The 18948-nt window shown below is 73.3% G+C and carries 16 protein-coding genes and 2 tRNA genes; 3 read left to right on the top strand and 15 right to left on the bottom strand.

The window, feature by feature from the left end; genetic code table 11:
- Positions 1-16: 16 nt before the first annotated feature.
- The 4 genes from MJ876_RS11920 to MJ876_RS11905 all read right to left on the bottom strand — a co-directional run bounded on the left by MJ876_RS11920 (position 17) and on the right by MJ876_RS11905 (position 4030).
- A complete protein-coding gene (locus tag MJ876_RS11920; RefSeq protein ID WP_240236502.1) occupies positions 17-1240 on the bottom strand; it encodes an AGE family epimerase/isomerase in 1224 nt (407 codons plus the stop codon).
- Positions 1224-1658, bottom strand: a complete 435-nt coding sequence (locus MJ876_RS11915; protein ID WP_240236501.1) for a DUF4233 domain-containing protein — start codon at positions 1656-1658, stop codon at positions 1224-1226. Before MJ876_RS11915 ends, MJ876_RS11920 begins: the two co-directional genes overlap by 17 nt.
- A complete protein-coding gene (locus MJ876_RS11910; RefSeq protein ID WP_240236500.1) occupies positions 1655-3025 on the bottom strand; it encodes a folylpolyglutamate synthase/dihydrofolate synthase family protein in 1371 nt (456 codons plus the stop codon). The genes MJ876_RS11915 and MJ876_RS11910 overlap by 4 nt, the downstream gene beginning before the upstream one ends.
- Before the next feature lie 108 nt (positions 3026-3133).
- Positions 3134-4030, bottom strand: a complete 897-nt coding sequence (locus MJ876_RS11905) for a GNAT family N-acetyltransferase (protein ID WP_240236499.1) — start codon at positions 4028-4030, stop codon at positions 3134-3136.
- A gap of 78 nt (positions 4031-4108) precedes the next feature.
- Between MJ876_RS11905 and valS the strand changes: the two genes are divergently transcribed.
- Positions 4109-6745, top strand: a complete 2637-nt coding sequence (gene valS / locus MJ876_RS11900) for a valine--tRNA ligase (RefSeq protein ID WP_240236498.1) — start codon at positions 4109-4111, stop codon at positions 6743-6745.
- Between the two features lie 51 nt (positions 6746-6796).
- Positions 6797-7009 carry a molybdopterin-binding protein gene (locus MJ876_RS11895; RefSeq protein WP_240236497.1) on the top strand — a complete coding sequence of 71 codons (213 nt, stop codon included), beginning with the start codon at positions 6797-6799 and terminating at the stop codon, positions 7007-7009.
- A gap of 155 nt (positions 7010-7164) precedes the next feature.
- Here MJ876_RS11895 and clpX read toward each other — a convergent pair whose 3' ends face one another.
- The 7 genes from clpX to MJ876_RS11860 form a co-directional block, all read right to left on the bottom strand.
- Positions 7165-8448, bottom strand: coding sequence for an ATP-dependent Clp protease ATP-binding subunit ClpX (clpX, locus tag MJ876_RS11890; protein WP_240236496.1), 1284 nt, complete (start codon positions 8446-8448; stop codon positions 7165-7167).
- Between the two features lie 147 nt (positions 8449-8595).
- Entirely contained in the window at positions 8596-9204 is a 609-nt protein-coding gene (locus MJ876_RS11885) for an ATP-dependent Clp protease proteolytic subunit (RefSeq protein WP_240236495.1), read from the bottom strand.
- Between the two features lie 4 nt (positions 9205-9208).
- Positions 9209-9811, bottom strand: coding sequence for an ATP-dependent Clp protease proteolytic subunit (locus tag MJ876_RS11880; protein WP_240236651.1), 603 nt, complete (start codon positions 9809-9811; stop codon positions 9209-9211).
- Positions 9812-9934: 123 nt separating this feature from the next.
- Positions 9935-11098 (bottom strand): triacylglycerol lipase, encoded by a 1164-nt coding sequence (locus tag MJ876_RS11875; protein ID WP_240236494.1) that lies wholly within the window; start codon positions 11096-11098, stop codon positions 9935-9937.
- 62 nt (positions 11099-11160) lie between these two features.
- Positions 11161-12648 (bottom strand): trigger factor, encoded by a 1488-nt coding sequence (gene tig / locus MJ876_RS11870; protein ID WP_240236493.1) that lies wholly within the window; start codon positions 12646-12648, stop codon positions 11161-11163.
- A gap of 140 nt (positions 12649-12788) precedes the next feature.
- A tRNA-Pro gene (locus MJ876_RS11865) sits at positions 12789-12861 on the bottom strand.
- A 15-nt stretch (positions 12862-12876) separates the two neighbouring features.
- The gene (locus tag MJ876_RS11860; protein ID WP_308192599.1) at positions 12877-13365 is read right to left on the bottom strand and encodes a MarR family transcriptional regulator; all 489 of its coding nucleotides are present in this window, start codon (positions 13363-13365) and stop codon (positions 12877-12879) included.
- A gap of 66 nt (positions 13366-13431) precedes the next feature.
- Between MJ876_RS11860 and MJ876_RS11855 the strand changes: the two genes are divergently transcribed.
- On the top strand, positions 13432-15525 hold the full coding sequence (locus MJ876_RS11855) for an efflux RND transporter permease subunit (RefSeq protein WP_240236492.1): 2094 nt from the start codon (positions 13432-13434) through the stop codon (positions 15523-15525).
- Here the strand turns inward: MJ876_RS11855 and MJ876_RS11850 are convergent.
- The 4 genes from MJ876_RS11850 to metG all read right to left on the bottom strand — a co-directional run bounded on the left by MJ876_RS11850 (position 15525) and on the right by metG (position 18923).
- Positions 15525-15595: transfer RNA gene (locus tag MJ876_RS11850), tRNA-Gly, on the bottom strand. The two genes, MJ876_RS11855 and MJ876_RS11850, sit on opposite strands and share 1 nt — an antisense overlap.
- 55 nt (positions 15596-15650) lie before the next feature.
- Complete coding sequence (locus tag MJ876_RS11845; protein ID WP_240236491.1) at positions 15651-16136, bottom strand: ribose-5-phosphate isomerase; 486 nt, start codon at positions 16134-16136, stop codon at positions 15651-15653.
- A gap of 79 nt (positions 16137-16215) precedes the next feature.
- Positions 16216-17091, bottom strand: a complete 876-nt coding sequence (locus MJ876_RS11840; RefSeq protein WP_240236490.1) for an alpha/beta hydrolase — start codon at positions 17089-17091, stop codon at positions 16216-16218.
- Entirely contained in the window at positions 17091-18923 is a 1833-nt protein-coding gene (gene metG / locus MJ876_RS11835) for a methionine--tRNA ligase (RefSeq protein ID WP_240236489.1), read from the bottom strand. The genes MJ876_RS11840 and metG overlap by 1 nt, the downstream gene beginning before the upstream one ends.
- Positions 18924-18948 lie beyond the last annotated feature (25 nt).

Here is an 18948-nt window from a genome sequence, read left to right as displayed (position 1 = left end):
TGTACGCGCGGGATCGTCAGTCGGTTGCCCGCGCCGCCAGGACGCCGCCGACGACGCTGGCGGCGGGGGGCAGCGAGGGCAGCACGGTCGCCTGGAACGCGTGGTAGAGGTCGGGCCGGCCGGTCCACACCAGCGCCGAGGGCCGGTTGTGCTCGTCCAGCTCGTGACGCCACGACCCGTCGGCCGGGTCCACGAGGTGCTCGTCGGCCCACTCCCACCAGCGGCGGTGGTCGACCAGCGCGGCGTCGTCCCCGGTCACGGCGTGGCGCACCCACGACGCCCCCAGCGCCTCCGCGAGGACCCAGTGCATCCGCAGCCGGACGACGGGCCGGTCGTCGAAGTCGGTGGTGTAGACGAAGCCGCTGGCCCCGTCGACGTCCCACCCGCGCGCCACCGCGGCGTCGTACAGGGCGAGCGAGGCGGGCAGCAGCCAGTCCGGCGCTCCCCCGGGTCGCCCTCGCGAGGCCTCGCGGAGCCCCAGCAGGAGGCGTGACCACTCGAGCAGGTGGCCGACGGTGACGCCGTACGGGCGGAAGGGGTGGGCGGGCTCGTCGACGTTGTGGTCGAGCAGGGGCCGCCACGCGGGGTCGAAGTGCTCCGGCATCCGCCAGTCGTGCGCCCGGCCGACGCCGTCGACGAGCCGGGTGGCGATCGCCAGCGCGCGGTCCAGCCAGCGCTCCTCCCCGGTGACGTCGTACGCCGCGGTCAGCGCCTCGACCGTGTGCATGGCCGCGTTGGCGCCGCGGTAGTCCTCGAGGTGGGTGAACGTCGCGTCCCAGGTGTCGAGCGGCATCTGCTGCTCGGGGTCCCAGAAGCGCTCGTCGGCGACCCGCAGCGCGTCGGCGAGCAGCACCGTGCCGTCGGGGTGCCCGGCCGCCGCGGCCGAGGCGCCGGCGAGGACGACGAACGCCTGGACGTAGGCCTCCTTGTCGGCGTCCGTCGCGGCCGCGGCGGGCAGCCACCCGTCGTGGACGGGGTCGCGCAGGACCGTGCGCAGCGCCTGCACACCGTGGTCGAGGAGGTCGTCGGCGTCGCCGTGGCCGCGCAGGTGCGCGAGGGCGGCGACGTGCGTCATCCGGGCGGTGATCCAGGTCTCGGGCGGGCGCCCGGGGACGAGCCGTCCCGCGTCGTCGAGCCACCCGAAGCCGGCCTCGGGGTCACGCGCCCGTCCGAGCAGCGCGACCAGCCGGCGCTCGGCCGCGGCGAGGCCCGGCCCGCCGGACTCAGGAACCGGTGCCACCGCGGGCCTCGTACGCCGCCCAGGCGGCCGCCCGTTCGCGCTCGATCCTGCGGCCGAGCAGGTCGGCGGTGGTCCACAGCGCCCCGAAGATGGCGCCGAGCACGAACATGACCGGGATGAGCACCCCGAGGGCGATGGCGGCGGCCTGGACGACGTACCCGGCGCCGTACGCCCACGGCGCGCGCAGCGCGCCCGCCAGCAGGAGGCAGACGAGGGCGAGCCCCAGGCCGACCGCGAGCGCGGTGCCGACGGGCACGTCGGCGAGCGTGACCAGGACCGGCGTGGTGAGGCCGAGGACGATGGCCTCCAGACCGAGCACCGCGGCGCACATGCCGCGGCGCGGCGAGCGCTCGGCGGCGCGCGGGACCTCGGCGGGCTCCCCCGCGGCGCCCTCGCCCGGTGCCGTCGTCCCGCTCACCGGGCCCGTCCCAGCAGCGCGCGCGCCTCGCCGACGGTGACGACGGAGCCGGTCACCAGGACGGCGCCCGAGCCCATCGCCTCGCCCAGCGCCTGGCCGGCCTCGGCGAGGGCCGCGGCCTGGTCGAGGGCCTCGGGGAGCCGGTCGGCGACGGTGACGCGGGTGTCGCCGTAGATCTCGCGCGCGATGACGGCGAGCGCCTCGGCGTCCAGGGCACGCTCGGTCGACGCCTGGGTGCACACGAGGTGGGCCAGGTGCGGCTCGAGCTCGGCGAGCACGCCCTCGACGTCCTTGTCGGCCATGACGGAGGCGACGCCGATGAGCGGCGAGAACGCGAACGAGTCCTCGAGCGCAGCGGCGGTCGCGGCGGCCCCGGCGCGGTTGTGGGCGGCGTCGAGCAGGATCGTGGGGCTGCGGCGGACGATCTCCAGGCGGCCGGGCGAGGTGAAGGTCGCGAACGCGTCGCGCACCAGCTCGTCGGACAGCGGCTCGCCGTCCGCGGTGCGTCCGACGAGGGCGTCGACCGCCGCGAGCGCGACGGCGGCGTTGTGCGCCTGGTGCTCGCCGTACAGCGGCAGGAAGAGGTCGACGTACGTCGCGTGGAGGCCCTCGATGGTCACCAGCTGACCACCCACGGCGGGGGTGCGGGCCACGACCCCGAAGCCCTCGCCCTCGCGGACCAGCCGTGCGCCGACCTCGGCGACCCGGTCGGCGACGACCGCGGCGACGTCCTCGTCCTGGACGGCGCTGACGACCAGCGAGCCGGGCTTGATGATCCCGACCTTCTCGCGCGCGATGTCGACGGTGGTGTCGCCGAGGTACTGCACGTGGTCGATCGCCACGGGCAGCAGGACGGCGACGTCGGCGTCCGCGACGTTGGTCGCGTCCCACGTGCCGCCCATGCCGACCTCGACGACGGCGGCGTCGACCGGCGCGTCGGCGAAGGCGGCGAACGCCATGCCGACGACGGTCTCGAAGAACGACAGCGGGTGCTCCGACTGCTGGTCCACGAGGTGCGTGTACGGCGCGACGTCGTTGAAGATCCGCACGAAGTCCTCGTCAGGCAGCGGCTCGCCGTCCAGGCAGATCCGCTCGGTGACGCTCTCGACGTGGGGGCTGGTGAACCGTCCGGTCCGCAGTCCCGCGGCGCGCAGCAGGGCGTCGATCATCCGCGCCGTGGAGGTCTTGCCGTTCGTGCCCGTCAGGTGCACGACGGGCGCCGCGCGCTGCGGGTCGCCGAGCAGCTCGACGAACGCCGCGATCCGGTCCAGCGACGGCTCGAGGCGCGTCTCCGGCCAGCGCGAGAGCAGCGCGTCGTACGCCTCGGCGAGGGTCTGGGCCGGTCGTGCCGCCTGCTGCTCTGACATCACCCCGAGTCTAGGAGGGCGTCCGAGGTGGGGGGGGGGGGGGGGGGGGGCGCCGCGGCCCGGGGGCCGGCGCCCCCCCCCCCCCCCCCCCCCCCCCCCCCCCCCACCTCAGGGAACGAGGAGCAGGTCGGCCGCGTCGACGACCGCCCTGAAGCCGATGCGCTCGTAGACGGCGGTGGACGTCGGGTTGTCGCGGTCGGCGAACAGGCACACCCGGGAGCCCTCGGACAGCCGGCGCGCGGACAGCTCCGCGACGGCCGCCGCCGCGTACCCGCGCCCGCGGTGCTCCGGCGCGGTGTAGACGAGGGCGAGCCGGGACATGCCCCGGGCGGGCGGCTCGAGGGTGGAGACGTGGACCGGCTCGCCGTCGACCTCCCAGACCCACAGCGTCCCGTCCGCGACCCGCTCGGCGACGCGTGAGCCGTCGACCCGCACGGGTCCGGGCTCCCGGCCCGCCTGCGCGTCGGCCTCGGCGTCGAACCGCGACAACCACGCCGAGCACAGGTCCACGTCGTCCGGCCGCCCACGGCGCAACCGCCCCGGCGGCGCCGGCGGGGGCACCACCTCGGTGACCTCGAAGATCCGCGTCGCCATGTCCTCCACCAGGCGCGTCCCCGACAACCGGGCGACCTCCTCCCCCACGACCCTCACGGCCGGCAGCGTCCCGTTCAGCCCGTGGAGCGCCTCGCCCCGGTCGTGCAGCGCCCGGGCCAGGGCCACGGCGCCGTCGTCCGGGCAGGGCAGCACGAACAGCGCGTGCGGCGGGGCCGGGTGCGTGCGCATCGCGGCACCGACCACCTCCCCGTCGTCCTGTCCGTCGCCGGCGTGCGCCGTCGCGAACCACCGCAGCTCGGCCGGGGGCGTCCACGCCGGGTCGGCCGCGCGGGCGGCGTACCGCTCGGCCACCGTCGCCACGACGGTGGCCACCAGCGGGTCGGAGGCCAGGAAGGACCCGGCCGCGTCGAGGAAGGCGGCAGGGTCGCGGGTGAAGCTCCAACGGACCATGCGACGAGGCTAGAAACCGCCCCCGACCTGCGGGAACTGATTTTCGGCACACGTCAACCGGTGCGTAGCATTCTCACCATGACAGCCACACGCGAGCCCGAGCAGTCCACGACGACGCCGCCCACCCGCGGCGTCGCCGTACCGGACAAGCCCGTGCTCGAGGGGCTCGAGCAGCGCTGGTCGCAGCGGTGGGCCGAGCAGGGCACCTACGCCTTCGACCGCACCCGCCCGCGCGCCGAGGTCTACTCCATCGACACCCCGCCGCCGACCGTCAGCGGGTCGCTGCACGTCGGGCACGTCTTCTCCTACACGCACACCGACCTGATCGCCCGCTACCAGCGGATGCGCGGCAAGACGGTGTTCTACCCGATGGGCTGGGACGACAACGGCCTGCCGACCGAGCGCCGGGTGCAGAACTACTACGGCGTCCGCTGCGACCCCACCCTCGCCTACGACCCCGACTTCACGCCGCCGGAGAAGCCCGACCCGAAGAAGCAGGTGCCGATCAGCCGGCCCAACTTCGTCGAGCTCTGCGAGAGGCTCGTGGTCGAGGACGAGAAGGTCTTCGAGGACCTGTGGCGCACCCTCGGCCTGTCGGTCGACTGGGAGCAGCACTACACGACGATCGGGCCGAAGGCGCAGACCGCCAGCCAGCGCGCGTTCCTGCGCAACTTCGCCCGCGGCGAGGCCTACCTGCAGGAGGCGCCCACGCTGTGGGACGTCACCTTCCAGACCGCCGTCGCCCAGGCCGAGCTCGAGGCCCGCGACTACCCCGGCGCCTACCACCGCATCGGCTTCGGCCGTCCCGACGCCGCTGACGGCGAGGGCCCGGTGTTCGTCGAGACCACCCGCCCCGAGCTGGTGGCCAGCGTCGTCGCCCTCATCGCGCACCCCGACGACGAGCGGTACGCCGGACTGTTCGGCACCACCGTCACCTCCCCCGTCTACGGCGTCGAGGTGCCCGTCCTCGCGCACCCGGCCGCCGAGATGGACAAGGGCGCCGGCATCGCCATGTGCTGCACCTTCGGCGACCTGACCGACGTCACCTGGTGGCGCGAGCTCGACCTCCCGGTGCGCACCGTCATCGGCCGCGACGGCCGCTTCACCCGCGAGACCCCCGCGTGGCTGGACTCCGAGAAGGCGTCGGCGGCCTACGAGCGGGTGGCGGGCAAGACCGTCTTCTCCGCCCGCGAGGAGACCGTGACGATGCTTCGCGAGACCGGCGAGATGGAGGGCGACCCCAAGCCGACCCAGCGCATGGCGAACTTCTACGAGAAGGGCGACAAGCCGCTCGAGGTCGTCGCCACCCGCCAGTGGTACGTCCGCAACGGCGGACGCGACCGCGGCCTGCGCGCCGAGCTCGTCGGTCGGGGCGAGGAGATCACCTGGGTCCCGCCGTACATGAAGAGCCGGTACGACAACTGGGTCGGCGGCCTCAACGGCGACTGGCTGATCTCCCGCCAGCGGTTCTTCGGCATCCCGTTCCCGGTCTGGTACCCCCTCGACGCCGAGGGCGAGCCGGACTACGCGCACCCGCTGATGCCCACCGAGGCCGAGCTGCCGGTGGACCCCTCGACCGACGCCCCGCGCGGGTACGACGAGGCCCAGCGCGGCACGCCGGGCGGCTTCATCGGCGACCCCGACGTCATGGACACGTGGGCGACGTCCTCGCTGACCCCGCAGATCGCGGGCGGCTGGGAGTCCGACCCCGACCTGTTCGAGCGGGTCTTCCCGATGGACCTGTGCACCCAGGCCCACGACATCATCCGCACCTGGCTGTTCAGCCGCGTCGTCCGGGCGCACCACGAGCAGGGCGTGTCGCCCTGGAGCCACGCGCTGGTGTCCGGCTTCGTGGTCGACCCCGACCGCAAGAAGATGTCGAAGTCGAAGGGCAACGTGGTCGTGCCCACCGAGATCCTCGACAAGTTCGGCGCGGACGCCGTCCGCTGGCGCGCCGCGACCGCCCGCCCGGGTCTGGACTCGCCGTTCGACGAGTCGCAGATGAAGGTCGGCCGCCGCCTGGCGATGAAGGTGCTGAACGCCTCCAAGTTCGTGCTCGGCCGCGTGGACGGCGCCACCACCGACCCGTTCGCCGTCGTCGACCCCGTCGACTGCGCGCTGCTGGGCCGGCTCGAGACCGTCATCCGCCGGGCGACCGACGCGTTCGACGCCTACGACTACACCACCGCCCTCGAGGTCACCGAGCGGTTCTTCTGGGAGTTCTGCGACGACTACGTGGAGCTCGTCAAGGAGCGCTCGTACGGCGACGGGGACGGCGACGCGGGCACCGCCGGCACCGAGTCGGCCCGAGCCACGCTGGCCCTGGCGCTGGACGCGGTGCTGCGTCTCCTGGCGCCGTTCCTGCCGTACGTCACCGAGGAGGTCTGGTCGTGGTGGCGTGAGGGCTCGATCCACCGCCAGGCGTGGCCGAAGGGCACCGACCTCGGCTCCGCGGCCGCGGCCGCGCCGGAGGTCCTGGAGGCCGCCGCCGCCGCGCTGGCGGGCATGCGGGGCGCGAAGTCGCAGGCCAAGGCCTCGATGCGCGCCGAGCTGTCCCTGGCCACCGTGCGCGGGCCCGAGCGCCTCGTGCGTGCCGCCGAGGCCGCCGCCACCGACCTCCGGGCCTCCGGGCGGGTCACCGGCGACCTCGTCTTCGACGTCGACGACTCCCTCACCGAGATCGTCGTCGAGGCCCGACTGGCCGACCCCGCCTGAGGCGGGGCCGGACCTCCGGGTCGTCCGCCCCCACCACGAAGGAGACACCGCATGAGGCTGTCCACCCGCAACCAGCTCCCCGGCACCGTCGTCTCGGTGACCACCGGCGAGGCCATGGCCGTCGTCAAGGTCCGCCTCGACGGCGGCGAGACCATCACGTCGTCCATCACCAAGGACGCCGTCACCGACCTCGGCCTGGCCGAGGGCTCGAAGGTGACCGTGCTGGTGAAGTCCACCGAGGTCGCCCTCGGCGTCGAGGACTGACGCGCCGGTCCAGCACGCACGGACGCCGCCCCGGCCTCGAGGCCGGGGCGGCGTTCGTCCGTCCGGAGCACCTGACCCCCGGCGTCCGGAAAGACGACAGCGCCGCAGGTCGCACCCGGCGGGCGCGTGCGACCTGCGGCGCTACGAGGACCCGATCAGGCGGACTTCTTCTTCTTGCTGGTGTCGACCTCGCGGGTCACCAGCGTCGGCGGGACGTCGTCGGTCACGGTCTCGCCGGTGACGATCACGCGGCCGATGTCACCGCGGGACGGGACGTCGTACATCACGTGGAGGAGGGTCTCCTCGATGATCGCGCGGAGGCCGCGGGCGCCGGTGCCACGCTCCATCGCCTTGTCGGCGATCGCGACGACCGCCTCGTCGGTGAACTCCAGCTCGACGCCGTCGAGGTCGAAGAGCTTCTGGTACTGCTTCACCAAGGCGTTGCGGGGCTCGGTGAGGATCTGGACGAGCGCCTCGTTGTCCAGCTTGTTCACCGAGGCGATCAGCGGCAGGCGGCCGATGAACTCGGGGATGAGGCCGAACTTGGTGAGGTCCTCGGGGCGGACCTGGGCGAGCAGGTCCTCCGCCTCGCGCTCGGCCTGGCCCTGCACCTGGGCGGTGAAGCCGAGGGACTTGCGGCCCACCCGCTGCTCGACGATGTGCTCGAGGCCGGCGAACGCGCCGCCCACCACGAACAGGATGTTCGTCGTGTCGATCTGGATGAACTCCTGGTGCGGGTGCTTGCGCCCGCCCTGCGGGGGCACCGACGCGGTCGTGCCCTCGAGGATCTTCAGCAGCGCCTGCTGCACGCCCTCACCGGAGACGTCACGGGTGATCGAGGGGTTCTCCGCCTTGCGGGCCACCTTGTCGATCTCGTCGATGTAGATGATCCCCGTCTCGGCCTTCTTGACGTCGTAGTCGGCCGCCTGGATCAGCTTGAGGAGGATGTTCTCCACGTCCTCGCCGACGTAGCCCGCCTCGGTGAGGGCGGTGGCGTCGGCGATGGCGAACGGGACGTTGAGCATCCGCGCGAGCGTCTGCGCGAGGTAGGTCTTGCCGCAGCCCGTGGGGCCGATGACGAGGATGTTGGACTTCGCCACCTCGACGGGCTCGTCCTTGCTGTGCTTGCCGGAGGACTGCGCGCCGGCCTGCACCCGCTTGTAGTGGTTGTAGACCGCCACCGCGAGGGACTTCTTCGCCTGCTCCTGGCCGATGACGTAGGAGTTCAGGAACTCGAAGATCTCCTTCGGCTTGGGCAGCTCGTCGAGACCGACCTCGGTGCCCTCGGAGAGCTCCTCCTCGATGATCTCGTTGCACAGGTCGATGCACTCGTCACAGATGTAGACACCTGGACCAGCGATCAGCTTCTTGACCTGCTTCTGGCTCTTCCCGCAGAAGGAGCACTTCAGCAGGTCCCCGCCGTCACCGATGCGCGCCACGAGTCTCGCCCTCCGATCGGCCCGACGCGTGTGACGTCGGGGGTGTGCGATTCGCTCCGAGGACCGTACCCCGTGTCGCCGACACGTGGGTCGGGCGACACGGGGTCAGGACGGTCCGAGACCGGAGCGTTGCCATGACGGCGTGGCTCAGGCCAGCGCCATCGAGGTCTTGCGCGTCTCCAGCACCGAGTCGACCAGGCCGTACTCCTTGGCCTGCTGCGCGGTGAGGATCTTGTCGCGCTCGATGTCCTGGCTCACCTGCTCGCGGTCCTTGCCGCTGTGCTCGGCGATCATGTCCTCGAGCATCGTCCGCATGCGGATGATCTCGTTCGCCTGGATCTCGATGTCCGAGGTCTGGCCGAACGTGCCCTCGGTGTAGGGCTGGTGGATCAGGATCCGGCTGTTGGGCTGCGCCAGGCGCTTGCCCGGGGTGCCGGCGGCCAGCAGGACGGCGGCCGCGGAGGCGGCCTGGCCGAGGCAGACGGTCTGCACGTCGGGCTTGATGAAGCGCATCGTGTCGTAGATCGCCGTCAGCGCGGTGAACGAGCCACCGGGCGAGTTGATGTAGATCGAGATGTCCTGGTCGGGGTTGATCGACTCCAGGCACAGCAGCTGCGCCATCACGGCGTTCGCGATGTCGTCCGAGATCGGCGTCCCGAGGAAGATGATGCGCTCCTCGAACAGCTTGCCGTAGGGGTCGATGCGACGGACGCCGTACGACGTCCGCTCCTCCCACTGCGGGATGTAGTAGTTCATGTCCTCAGCTCTCCTGACGGGCCGGGCGGCCCTCGTCGGCGGCCTCACGGGCGCTGGTGATGACCTGGTCGACCAGGCCGTACTCCAGCGCCTCCTGGGCTGTGAACCAGCGGTCCCGGTCGGCGTCCTTGATGACCTGCTCGACGGCCTGACCGGTGTGCTCGGCGATGAGCTCGAGGAGCACCTTCTTGATGTGGAGCGACTGCTCGGCCTGGATCTTGATGTCCGAGGCGGAGCCACCCATCCCGGAGGACGGCTGGTGCATCATGATCCGCGAGTGCGGCAGCGCGTAGCGCTTGCCCTTGGCCCCCGCGCACAGCAGGAACTGGCCCATCGACGCGGCGAGGCCCATGCCGACCGTCGCGACGTCGTTCGGGATGTAGTTCATCGTGTCGTAGATGGCCATCCCGGAGTCGACGGAGCCGCCGGGCGAGTTGATGTGCAGGAAGATGTCGGCCTCGGGGTCCTCGGCCGAGAGCAGCAGCAGCTGGGCGCAGATCGCGTTCGCGTTCTGGTCGCGGACCTCGGAGCCGAGGAACACGATCCGCTCCCGGAGCAGCCGCTGGTAGATGTGGTCGTCCAGCATGTTCAGGCCGTCGCCCGCCATGCGCGGTGCGGTGGTCTCGGATGTCGTGGTCACGCAGCGACGATAGCCGTTGGCGTCCCCTCACCCACGGGGTCCGGGGCCGTGTTCGCTGCCAGCGGATCGGGCCCGCGGGGCCGGCCGGCCTCAGGCCAGCCAACGACGCAGGGCCCGCGCGACGTCGGCGTGGTTCAGGAGGTCGAAGTGGCTGGCGCGCGGCAGGTGCAGGACCTCGGCCCGCGGGAACAGCTCGTGGCCGTGCCGGCGTCCGTACGCCGACTCCTGGCCGACCAGCATGTCCCCGACCACGTTGCGCAGCAGGCCGCGCTCCGAGTGGCTGAGCGCGGCGGACACGAGCCGGTAGCGCACGTGCGGCAGCGGCGGGACGCTGTCGTCGAGCCCCTCGACCAGGTCGTGCACCCCGACGGAGCGGTTGTCGAGGATGCGGGCGAACGCCGCCGCCTCGGGGAGGCGCGCCAAGGCACGGCTGCCGTGGCCGACCCCTCCGGCGAGCGGCGCGCCGAGGTGGGGGGTCGAGAGCGTGACGACGTCGGTGAGCTGCGACGTCCAGCCGGCCTCGAGCCCGGTGGCGACCGCGCAGGCGGCACGGCTCACCAGCCCGCCCATCGAGTGCCCCAGCAGAGCGACCCGCTCGACCTCGACCGGCCAGTGGTCGGTCACCCGCTGCAGCAGTGCCGTGAGCTCGACGCCGTTCTCCCGCAGCGACAGGCCGGTGTTGTAGCGCACGAGCACCGGCGTCCAGCCCTGCTCGGTGAGCTCCTCGGCGTACGTCGTGCCGCGACGGTGCCGGCCGCGGCGGAAGTGCTCCTCGTCCTCGCACAACCCGTGCAGCAGGACGACGACGCGGCCGGTCGCTCCCGGGTACGCCGCGGCCAGCGCCTCGCGGTCGGTGGCGACGTCGAGGCCGAAGCGGCGCACGGACATCGTGATGGCCATCGGGTGGCGCTCGGCGGCCAGCCGGTCCCCGATCAGCCCGTTGACCGCGGCGCGCAGGTGGCGGCCGTAGCGCTCGCTCTCGATCCCGGGCCCGACGCCCCGGGCGCCCACGGCGCCCAGACCGCTCGAGACGGCCCGCAGGCCCATCCCGAGGCCGGCGTAGATGGGCGCCGAGATCGCGCGGTGTGCGGTCTCCGGGACGCGCACGAGGCCGCCCGTGGGCCGCCGCAGCACGCCGTACAGGCGGTCGGCGACCGCGTGGTGGGTGTCGCGGACCGCGCCGAGCACCAGCTCGTCGCCGTACGACGACGCCAGGGCCAGGGCTTCGAGGACGGTGGGCTCACGGGTGGGCACCCCGCCATCCCAGCATCCGGGTGAACACGTGTCCACCCGGATCGCCGGGGATCAGGCCCGGGTCAGGACTTCGCGCCCTCGTCCGAGGCGGCCTCGTCGGTCGTCTCGTCGGTGGCCTCATCGGCCGGCTCGTCGGCCGGCTCGTCGGCGGAGCCGCCGACGGCGTACTCGGCCACGCCCTCGTCGCCCTCGTCGCCCTCGGCGTCGCCGGCCTCGGCCGGGTCGCCCAGCGTGCCGTCAGGGCGCAGGTTCGCCACGTCGACCGGGTTGCCGGAGGCGTCGGTGATCGTCGCGGACTCGACCATCAGCGCCAGCGCCTTGCCGCGGAGGATCTCCTGCACCAGGTCCGGGATGTGGTTGTGCGCGAACATGTGGTTCGCGAACTCCTGCGGGTCCTGGCCGGACTGCTGGGCCCGGCGCACCAGGTGCTCGGAGAGCTCCTGCTGCTCGATGCCGAACTCCCGGGACTTGGCGACCTCGTCGAGCAGGAACTGGGCGGCGACGGCGTCGCGGACGCGCTTCTCCAGGTCGGCCTCGAACTCGTCGACGGTCTGCTCCTCCTCGTCGAGGTAGGCCTGCAGCGTCATCCCGGCCTGCGCGAGCTGCTGCTCGATGCTCTGGCGGCGGGCGGTGAGCTCCTCGGCGACCATCGACTCGGGCAGCGGGATCTCGACGGCCTCGAGCAGCTTCTCGAGGACGGCGTCGCGGGCCTCGGCGGCCTGCTCGATGCGCTTGCCGCGTGCGAGGCGCTCACGCAGGTCGTCCTTGAGCTCGTCGAGGGTGTCGAACTCGGAGGCGGTCTGGGCGAAGTCGTCGTCCAGCTCGGGCAGCTCCTGCTCCTGGACGCCGGTGACCTTCAGGGCCACCTCGACGTCCTGGCCGACGAGGTCGCCGCCGACCAGCTGCGAGGTGAAGGTGGTCTCGTCGCCGGCACTCATGCCGGTGACGGCCTCGTCGAGACCGTCGAGCATGCCGCCGCGGCCCACGCGGTACGACGTGCCGGTGATCTCGGCGCCCTCGACGGGCTCGCCGTCCTTGGTGGCCTGCAGGTCGATGGTCACGAAGTCGCCGTCGGCGGCGGGGCGCTCGACGTCGGCGAGCGTGCCGAAGCGCTCGCGCATGGCGTTCAGCTGCTCGTCGAGGTCCTCGTCGGACACGACGGCGTCCTCGACCTGGACCTCGAGGCCCTCGAACTCGGGCACCTCGACCTCGGGGCGCACGTCGAGCTCGGCGACGAACTCCAGGCCCTCGTCGTCCTGGCGGGTGATCTCGAGCTCCGGCTGGCCGAGCGGCTCGAGCTCGTTCTCGCGCAGCGCCTCGCTGTAGACCTGCGGCAGCGCCTCGTTGATGGCCTGGCCGAGGACGGCCTCGCGGCCCACCTGGCGGTCGATGACCATCGGGGGGACCTTGCCGCGGCGGAAGCCGGGGACGTTGATCTGCTGGGCGATGGCCTTGTACGCCGCGTCGAGGCTCGGCTTGAGCTCCTCGAAGGGCACCTCGACGGTCAGCTTGGCCCGGGTCGGGCTCAAGGTCTCGACGGCGCTCTTCACAGGTGGTCTCCTAGATCGGTGGTTCGTGGCACGAGAGGGCGGCGTCTCCGACGCGTCACGCGCGCGGGCACCGAGGAACGAGCCTAGGACACGCCCGGGCGCCGCTCCGAATCCCATCGGGCGGCCACCCGCGCGAGCGGTCGGGGTGACAGGACTTGAACCTGCGACCTGAGCGTCCCAAACGCCCCGCGCTACCAACTGCGCCACACCCCGCGGCGAGGGCCGACTCTAGTCGTCCCGCTCGGACGGCGGCGGCGCGGACCGGGTCAGCCCGGAGGCGTGCAGGGCGGCGGTGGCCGCGCGGAGGTACTGCTCCAGCAGCGCCCGCTCGGCCTCGTCGTAGCCCGAGTGGGCCTCGCGGAGCGCCACGAACATCGGCATCAGCTCGACGTACACCGCCTCGCGGCCCGCGTCGGTCAGGCGCACGGCCACCCGGCGGCGGTCACCCGGGTCGGGCGCCCGCTCGACGTGGCCGCGCTCGGCGAGCCGGTCCACGATGCCGGTGACCGCGGCCGGGCTGACGCCGACCAGCCGCGCGAGCTCGCCCGGACCCTTCGCGGTCTCGGCGAGGTGCTCGAGGGTCAGGAGCTCGTGGTCCGACAGCGCCATGCGCTTCGCGACCTCCTGGCGGACCTCCGCGCCGGCGGCGATGAGCGCGCGCAGCTCCTCACCGAGGGCCGGGGCGTCGACCGGCGGGTCCGCGGGGCCGTCACTCACGATTTCTTTTCACCTGCTTAATCATTTATCGTCTTAACCATCTTACCCGTCGACGACAGGACCGTCATGCGCCATCGTCTCGTCACCACCATCGTCGGTCGACGCACCGCCTGGCTGGTGGCGCTCGTGCCCATCCTGCTCGCGGGCCTCATGATCGGCGCGGTCGGTGAGGCCGAGCGCGACGCGAGCCCCACCGACGCCCTCCCCGCCGGCCTCGACTCCACCGAGGGCGCCGCCCTGCTCGCCGAGCAGCCCGAGGACGCCGGCAGCTCGGTGCTCGTGCTCTGGACCGGCGACCGTGACGACGTGCGGGCGGCGACCGGCGACCTCGAGCGGGCGGCGGGCTCGATCGGCGCGGTCCCCGCCGGCGGGGACTCCCCCGTGACCGTGTCGGACGACGGCACCGCCGCCATCGCGGTCGTCCCCGTGCGGACCCCGACGGCGACCGACGCCGCCGAGGTGGTCGGTGACCTGCGCACCGACCTCCGCGGCGAGGTGCCCGACGGCCTCGACGTCGCGGTGACGGGCCCCGCGGCCGTGCAGGCGGACCTGGCCTCGGTGTTCGACGGGGCGAACGTGCGCCTCCTGGCCGTCACCGCCCTCGTCGTCGCCGTCCTGCTCGTCATCACCTACCGCAGCCCGGTGCTGTGGATCGTCCCGCTGGCGGTGGTCGGCGTCGCGGACCGTCTCGGCGCCGTGGTCGCGACCCGGCTCCTCGAGGCGACCGGCCAGGCGTGGGACGAGTCGACCGTCGGCATCCTGTCCGTCCTCGTGTTCGGCGCCGGCACCAACTACGCGCTGCTGCTGATCTCGCGCTACCGCGACGAGCTGCGCCGCCACGACGACCGCCGCGAGGCGATGGCCCTCGCCCTGCGGCGCACCGTCGAGCCGGTCGTGGCGAGCGCGACCACGGTCGTCCTCGGCCTGCTGTGCCTGCTGCTGGCCCTGACCCCGACGACCCGCGGGCTCGGCCTGGCCTGCGCCGCGGGCGTCGTCGTGGCCGCCTTCTTCGTGCTCGTCGTCCTGCCCGCCGCGCTCGTGCTCCCCGGCCGCTGGATCTTCTGGCCGAAGGTGCCCCGCGTGGGGCAGACGGCGCTGGCCGACTCCCCCTCGGTCTGGAGGCGCATCGGCACCCGCGTCCAGGCGCGCCCCGGCACCCTCGTGGTCGCCAGCGGCCTGGTGCTCGTCGCCCTGGCCGCCGGCCTCACCCAGCTGCGCACCGGCCTCGACACCGACGACCAGTTCCTCGAGACCCCCGAGGCCATCAGCGCCGCCACCCGCCTGGGCGAGTCCTTCCCGGCGGGCCTCTCCGACCCCACGACGGTCGTCAGCCGCGCGCCCGCGGACGACGTGGCGGCGGCCCTGGACGGCGTCGACGGGGTCGGTGCGGTGACCCCCGGCCGGGCCGAGGCGGGCGTCTCGACCACGGACGTCGTCCTCGACGCCGAGCCCGGCTCCGACGACGCCGAGGCCACGATCGGGTGGATGCGTGACGCGCTCGCGGACCTGCCCGACACCCACGTGACGGGCAGCGAGGCCGAGGCCGTCGACGAGGCCGCCGGGGCCTCTAGGGACCGCCTCGTGATCTTCCCGCTCATCCTCGGCCTGGTGCTCGTGGCGCTCGTGCTGCTGCTGCGCGCCCTGGTGGCCCCGCTCCTGCTCGTCGCGGCCGTGGTGGCGACGTACGCCGCGGCGCTCGGGGTCTCGTGGTGGGTCTTCGCCGGCGTGCTGGGGTTCTCGGCCGTCGACTCGACCGTCCCGCTGTTCGCCTTCCTGTTCCTCGTCGCCCTCGGCGTGGACTACAGCATCTTCCTCGTGACCCGGGCCCGGGAGGAGGCGCGGTCGGCTGGCACCGCGTCGGGCATGCTGCGCGCCCTGGCCGCGACGGGCGGGGTGATCACCAGCGCCGGCATCCTGCTGGCCGCGGTGTTCGCGGTGCTCGGCGTCCTGCCCCTCGTCGTGCTCGCCCAGCTCGGCACGGTGATCTGCATCGGCGTCCTGCTCGACACCCTGCTGGTCCGCACGGTCGTCGTGCCGTCGTTGGCCGTGCTCCTCGAGGAGCGGTTCTGGTGGCCCGGCCGGGTGGTCCCCGCCGCGGCCGGGGTCGCCGCGGAGGAGCCCGGTCAGCACCGCCCGGGGGCGCACCGGGCGGGCGTCTGAGCGGGTGACGGGAATCGAACCCGCGTAGCCAGTTTGGAAGACTGGGGCTCTACCATTGAGCTACACCCGCGTGCGCCGGCCTCGTGGCCGACGGCGGCGCCATCGTCCCACAACGGGGCCGGGCCTCAGGCCCCGGGCACCGGCGGCAGGCCCCCGCCGCTCTCGTACGTCGCGAGCTGCCCGATGCGGCGTACGTGGCGCTCGGCGCCGCTGAACGGCGTGTCGAGGAAGATCCCGACGAAGCGGGTCATGTCCTCCAGCGGGTGGAGGCGACCGCCGACCGACAGGACGTTGGCGTCGTTGTGCTCGCGGGCCAGCCGGGCGGTCTCGTCGGACCACGCGAGCGCGGCCCGCACCCCGCGGACCTTGTTCGCGGCGATCTGCTCGCCGTTGCCCGACCCGCCGATCACCACCGCCAGCGCCTCGACCCCGGCGTCCTGGTCGGCGACGACGCCCTCCCCCGCGCGCAGGCAGAACGCCGGGTAGTCGTCCTCGGCGTCGTAGTGGTGGGGGCCGTGGTCGACGGGCTCGTGCCCGTGCTCGGTCAGCCAGCCCACCAGGTGGTCCTTCAGCTCGAGGCCGGCGTGGTCGGATCCGAGGTGGACGCGCATGGCTCGATCGTCCCACCGGCCGTCGCCGCCGTGACCACCGGTGGTCGGGGCCCGGCGAGGAGCCCGGGACCGCCACCGGCTACCGCGCGTGCTGGCGCAGGAAGGCGCCCATCTGACCGGTGAGCGGCTCGGCGGCGTCGAAGACCGAGGGGTGGCGCCAGAAGCCGTGCACCTGGCCCTGGTAGCGCGTGCCGACGACGGACACCCCAGCGTCGGCGAGGCGGACCACGAGCTCCTCCCCCTCGTCGCGCAACGGGTCGTGCTCGGCGGTGACGACCAGCGTCGGCGGCAGGGTCCCGAGCGCGTCGGAGAGCAGCGGCGCCATGTCCGGGTGCTCGCGGTCGGCGTCGGTGGCGGCGTACTGCTGCCAGTACCACTCCATCACCGCGCGCGAGCCGGCCACCTCGGGCTCGTCGTACGACGGACGGTCGCCGCGCGGGTCGAGGAACGGGTAGACCAGGCCGAGCGCCGTGGCGCGGCCCGGGTTCCGCAGCGCCGCGACCAGGGCCAGGTTCGCGCCCGCGCTGTCGCCGTGGAGGAACAGCGGGACCTCGGGCGGGAGGGCCGCGACGACGGCGAGCACGTCCTCGACGGCGGCCGGGAAGCGGTCCTCCGGCGGTCGGCGGTAGTCGACGCTCAGCACCTCGAGGCCGGACCGGTTCGCGAGCATGCGGCTGACCGCGTCGTGCACCTCGACGTCGTTCATGACGAACCCGCCGCCGTGCAGGTGCACTACGACGCCGGGCAGCACCGACGGGTCGCCCAGGGGCACGTACCGGCGGCACGGCACCCCGCCGACGACCTCGTCGGTCGCGGAGGCGACGTCCTCGCGCGGCTCGGCGAGCGCCGCCTCGCGGGCGGCGGCACGCTCGGCGGCGACGTCGAAGTCCGGGTGGTGGACCGGGGTCTCGGCGGCGGTGCGCTCCAGCGCCGCGCGCGCCTGGGGGTGCAGCATCAGCCCTCCTCGAGCCGGGCGAGCTCCGTGTCGACCAGCTCGGGGTCGAGCTTGGTGAACACCGGCGTCGGCTTCGCGACCGGCGTCCCGACGACCACCGGACGACGCTCCCAGGCCCGGGCGCCGGTGTAGTCGCCCGTGATGATCGGGTACGGCGCGCCCCCGTCGAGGTCGTCGGCCTCGACGAGCTCCGGCATCGGCTGCACGGTCCCGTCGCCGCCCAGCACGCGGTCGACCGCGTTGGCGGAGAACGGCAGGAACGGCGAGAGGACGACGTTGAGGTCGGCCACGCACTGGGTGAGCGTGTGCAGCACGGTGGCGAGGCGGTCGCGCTGCTCCTCGGACTTCAGCGTCCACGGCGCCTGGTCGGAGACGTAGCGGTTGACCTCCCCGACGGCGCGCATCGCCTCGCCGATGGCCTGCCGCATCCGGTGGCGCCCGAGCAGGTCGCCGACCGTGCCGAAGGTGGCCTCGACGAGGTCGAGCACGGCCTGGTCCGCCTCGGTCACCGAGACCGGCGCCGGGACCTCCCCGAAGTTCTTCGCGACCATGCTCGCGGTGCGGTTGACCAGGTTGCCCCAGCCCGCGACGAGCTCGTCGTTGGTGCGGCGCACGAACTCCGACCAGGTGAAGTCGGAGTCCTGGTTCTCCGGCCCCGCGGCGGCGACGAAGTAGCGGAAGGCGTCCGGCTGGTAGCGCTCGAGCAGGTCCCGGACGTAGATGACGACCCGCTTCGAGGAGGAGAACTTCCGCCCCTCCATCGTGAGGAACTCCGAGCTCACGACCTCGGTCGGCAGGTTGAGCTCGCCGTACTGCCCGGGCTCGCCGCCGCGGTCGCCCCGGCCGGCGTACGCGAGCAGCTCGGCGGGCCAGATCTGGGAGTGGAACGTGATGTTGTCCTTACCCATGAAGTAGTACGACAGGGCCTCCTGCCCACCCTCGGCCGCCGGGTTCCACCACTCGCGCCAGCGCTCGGGGTCCCCGGTGCGGCGCGCCCACTCGATGGACGCGGACAGGTAGCCGATCACGGCGTCGAACCAGACGTAGAGCTTCTTGGTCGGGTTCTCCCGCCACCCGTCGAGGGGGACGGCGATGCCCCAGTCGATGTCGCGGGTCATGGCGCGGGGGCGGATCTCGGCGAGGATGTTCTGGCTGAAGCGGATGACGTTGGGCCGCCAGGTGCCGCTGGCCTCCCGCTCGTCGAGCCACTCCCCCAGCGCCTTCGCGAGGGAGGGCAGGTCGAGGAAGAAGTGCTGGGTCTCGACGAACTGCGGCGTCTCGCCGTTGATGCGCGAGACGGGGTCGACGAGGTCGGCCGGGTCGAGCTGGTTGCCGCAGGCGTCGCACTGGTCGCCGCGGGCGCCCGGCGTGCCGCAGATGGGGCAGGTGCCCTCGATGTAGCGGTCGGGCAGCGTGCGGCCCGTGGACGGCGAGATGGCGCCGTACGTCGTCTGCTCGACGAAGTAGCCGTTCGCGTGGACGCCGGTGAACAGCTCCTGCACCACGGCGTGGTGGTTGCGGGTCGTCGTCCGGGTGTAGAGGTCGTAGCTCAGCCCGAGCGCGACGAGGTCCTCGGCGATCAGCCGGTGGTTGCGGTCGGCGAGCTCCTGCGGGCTCAGCCCCGCCTCGTCGGCGGCGATGAGGATGGGGGTGCCGTGCTCGTCGGAGCCGGACACCATGAGCACCTCGTTGCCCACCATCCGCTGGTAGCGGCTGAAGACGTCGCTGGGGACGCCGAAGCCGGCCACGTGGCCGATGTGGCGGGGTCCGTTGGCGTACGGCCAGGCCACGGCCGCGAGGACCCGCCGGCGGGCGGAGGGGGTGCTGGTCATGGGGTCCAGCCTAGGAGCGCGGCAC

The sequence above is a fragment of the Nocardioides sp. CFH 31398 genome, assembly GCF_022436705.1.
Lineage (GTDB): Bacteria > Actinomycetota > Actinomycetes > Propionibacteriales > Nocardioidaceae > Nocardioides.
Note: the sequence above shows the minus strand (reverse complement) of the source record. Positions and strands in the feature narration are given on the sequence as shown.

What these genes read in the sequence shown, in the direction of transcription:
- MJ876_RS11905 (WP_240236499.1), bottom strand. Translation starts at nt 4,030, where the DNA reads ATGGTCCGTTGGAGCTTCACCCGCGACCCTGCCGCCTTCCTCGACGCG.
- MJ876_RS11840 (WP_240236490.1), bottom strand. Translation starts at nt 17,091, where the DNA reads ATGCTGCACCCCCAGGCGCGCGCGGCGCTGGAGCGCACCGCCGCCGAG.
- valS (WP_240236498.1), top strand. Translation starts at nt 4,109, where the DNA reads ATGACAGCCACACGCGAGCCCGAGCAGTCCACGACGACGCCGCCCACC.
- MJ876_RS11845 (WP_240236491.1), bottom strand. Translation starts at nt 16,136, where the DNA reads ATGCGCGTCCACCTCGGATCCGACCACGCCGGCCTCGAGCTGAAGGAC.
- MJ876_RS11895 (WP_240236497.1), top strand. Translation starts at nt 6,797, where the DNA reads ATGAGGCTGTCCACCCGCAACCAGCTCCCCGGCACCGTCGTCTCGGTG.
- MJ876_RS11885 (WP_240236495.1), bottom strand. Translation starts at nt 9,204, where the DNA reads ATGAACTACTACATCCCGCAGTGGGAGGAGCGGACGTCGTACGGCGTC.
- MJ876_RS11855 (WP_240236492.1), top strand. Translation starts at nt 13,432, where the DNA reads ATGCGCCATCGTCTCGTCACCACCATCGTCGGTCGACGCACCGCCTGG.
- MJ876_RS11910 (WP_240236500.1), bottom strand. Translation starts at nt 3,025, where the DNA reads ATGTCAGAGCAGCAGGCGGCACGACCGGCCCAGACCCTCGCCGAGGCG.
- MJ876_RS11880 (WP_240236651.1), bottom strand. Translation starts at nt 9,811, where the DNA reads ATGGCGGGCGACGGCCTGAACATGCTGGACGACCACATCTACCAGCGG.
- metG (WP_240236489.1), bottom strand. Translation starts at nt 18,923, where the DNA reads ATGACCAGCACCCCCTCCGCCCGCCGGCGGGTCCTCGCGGCCGTGGCC.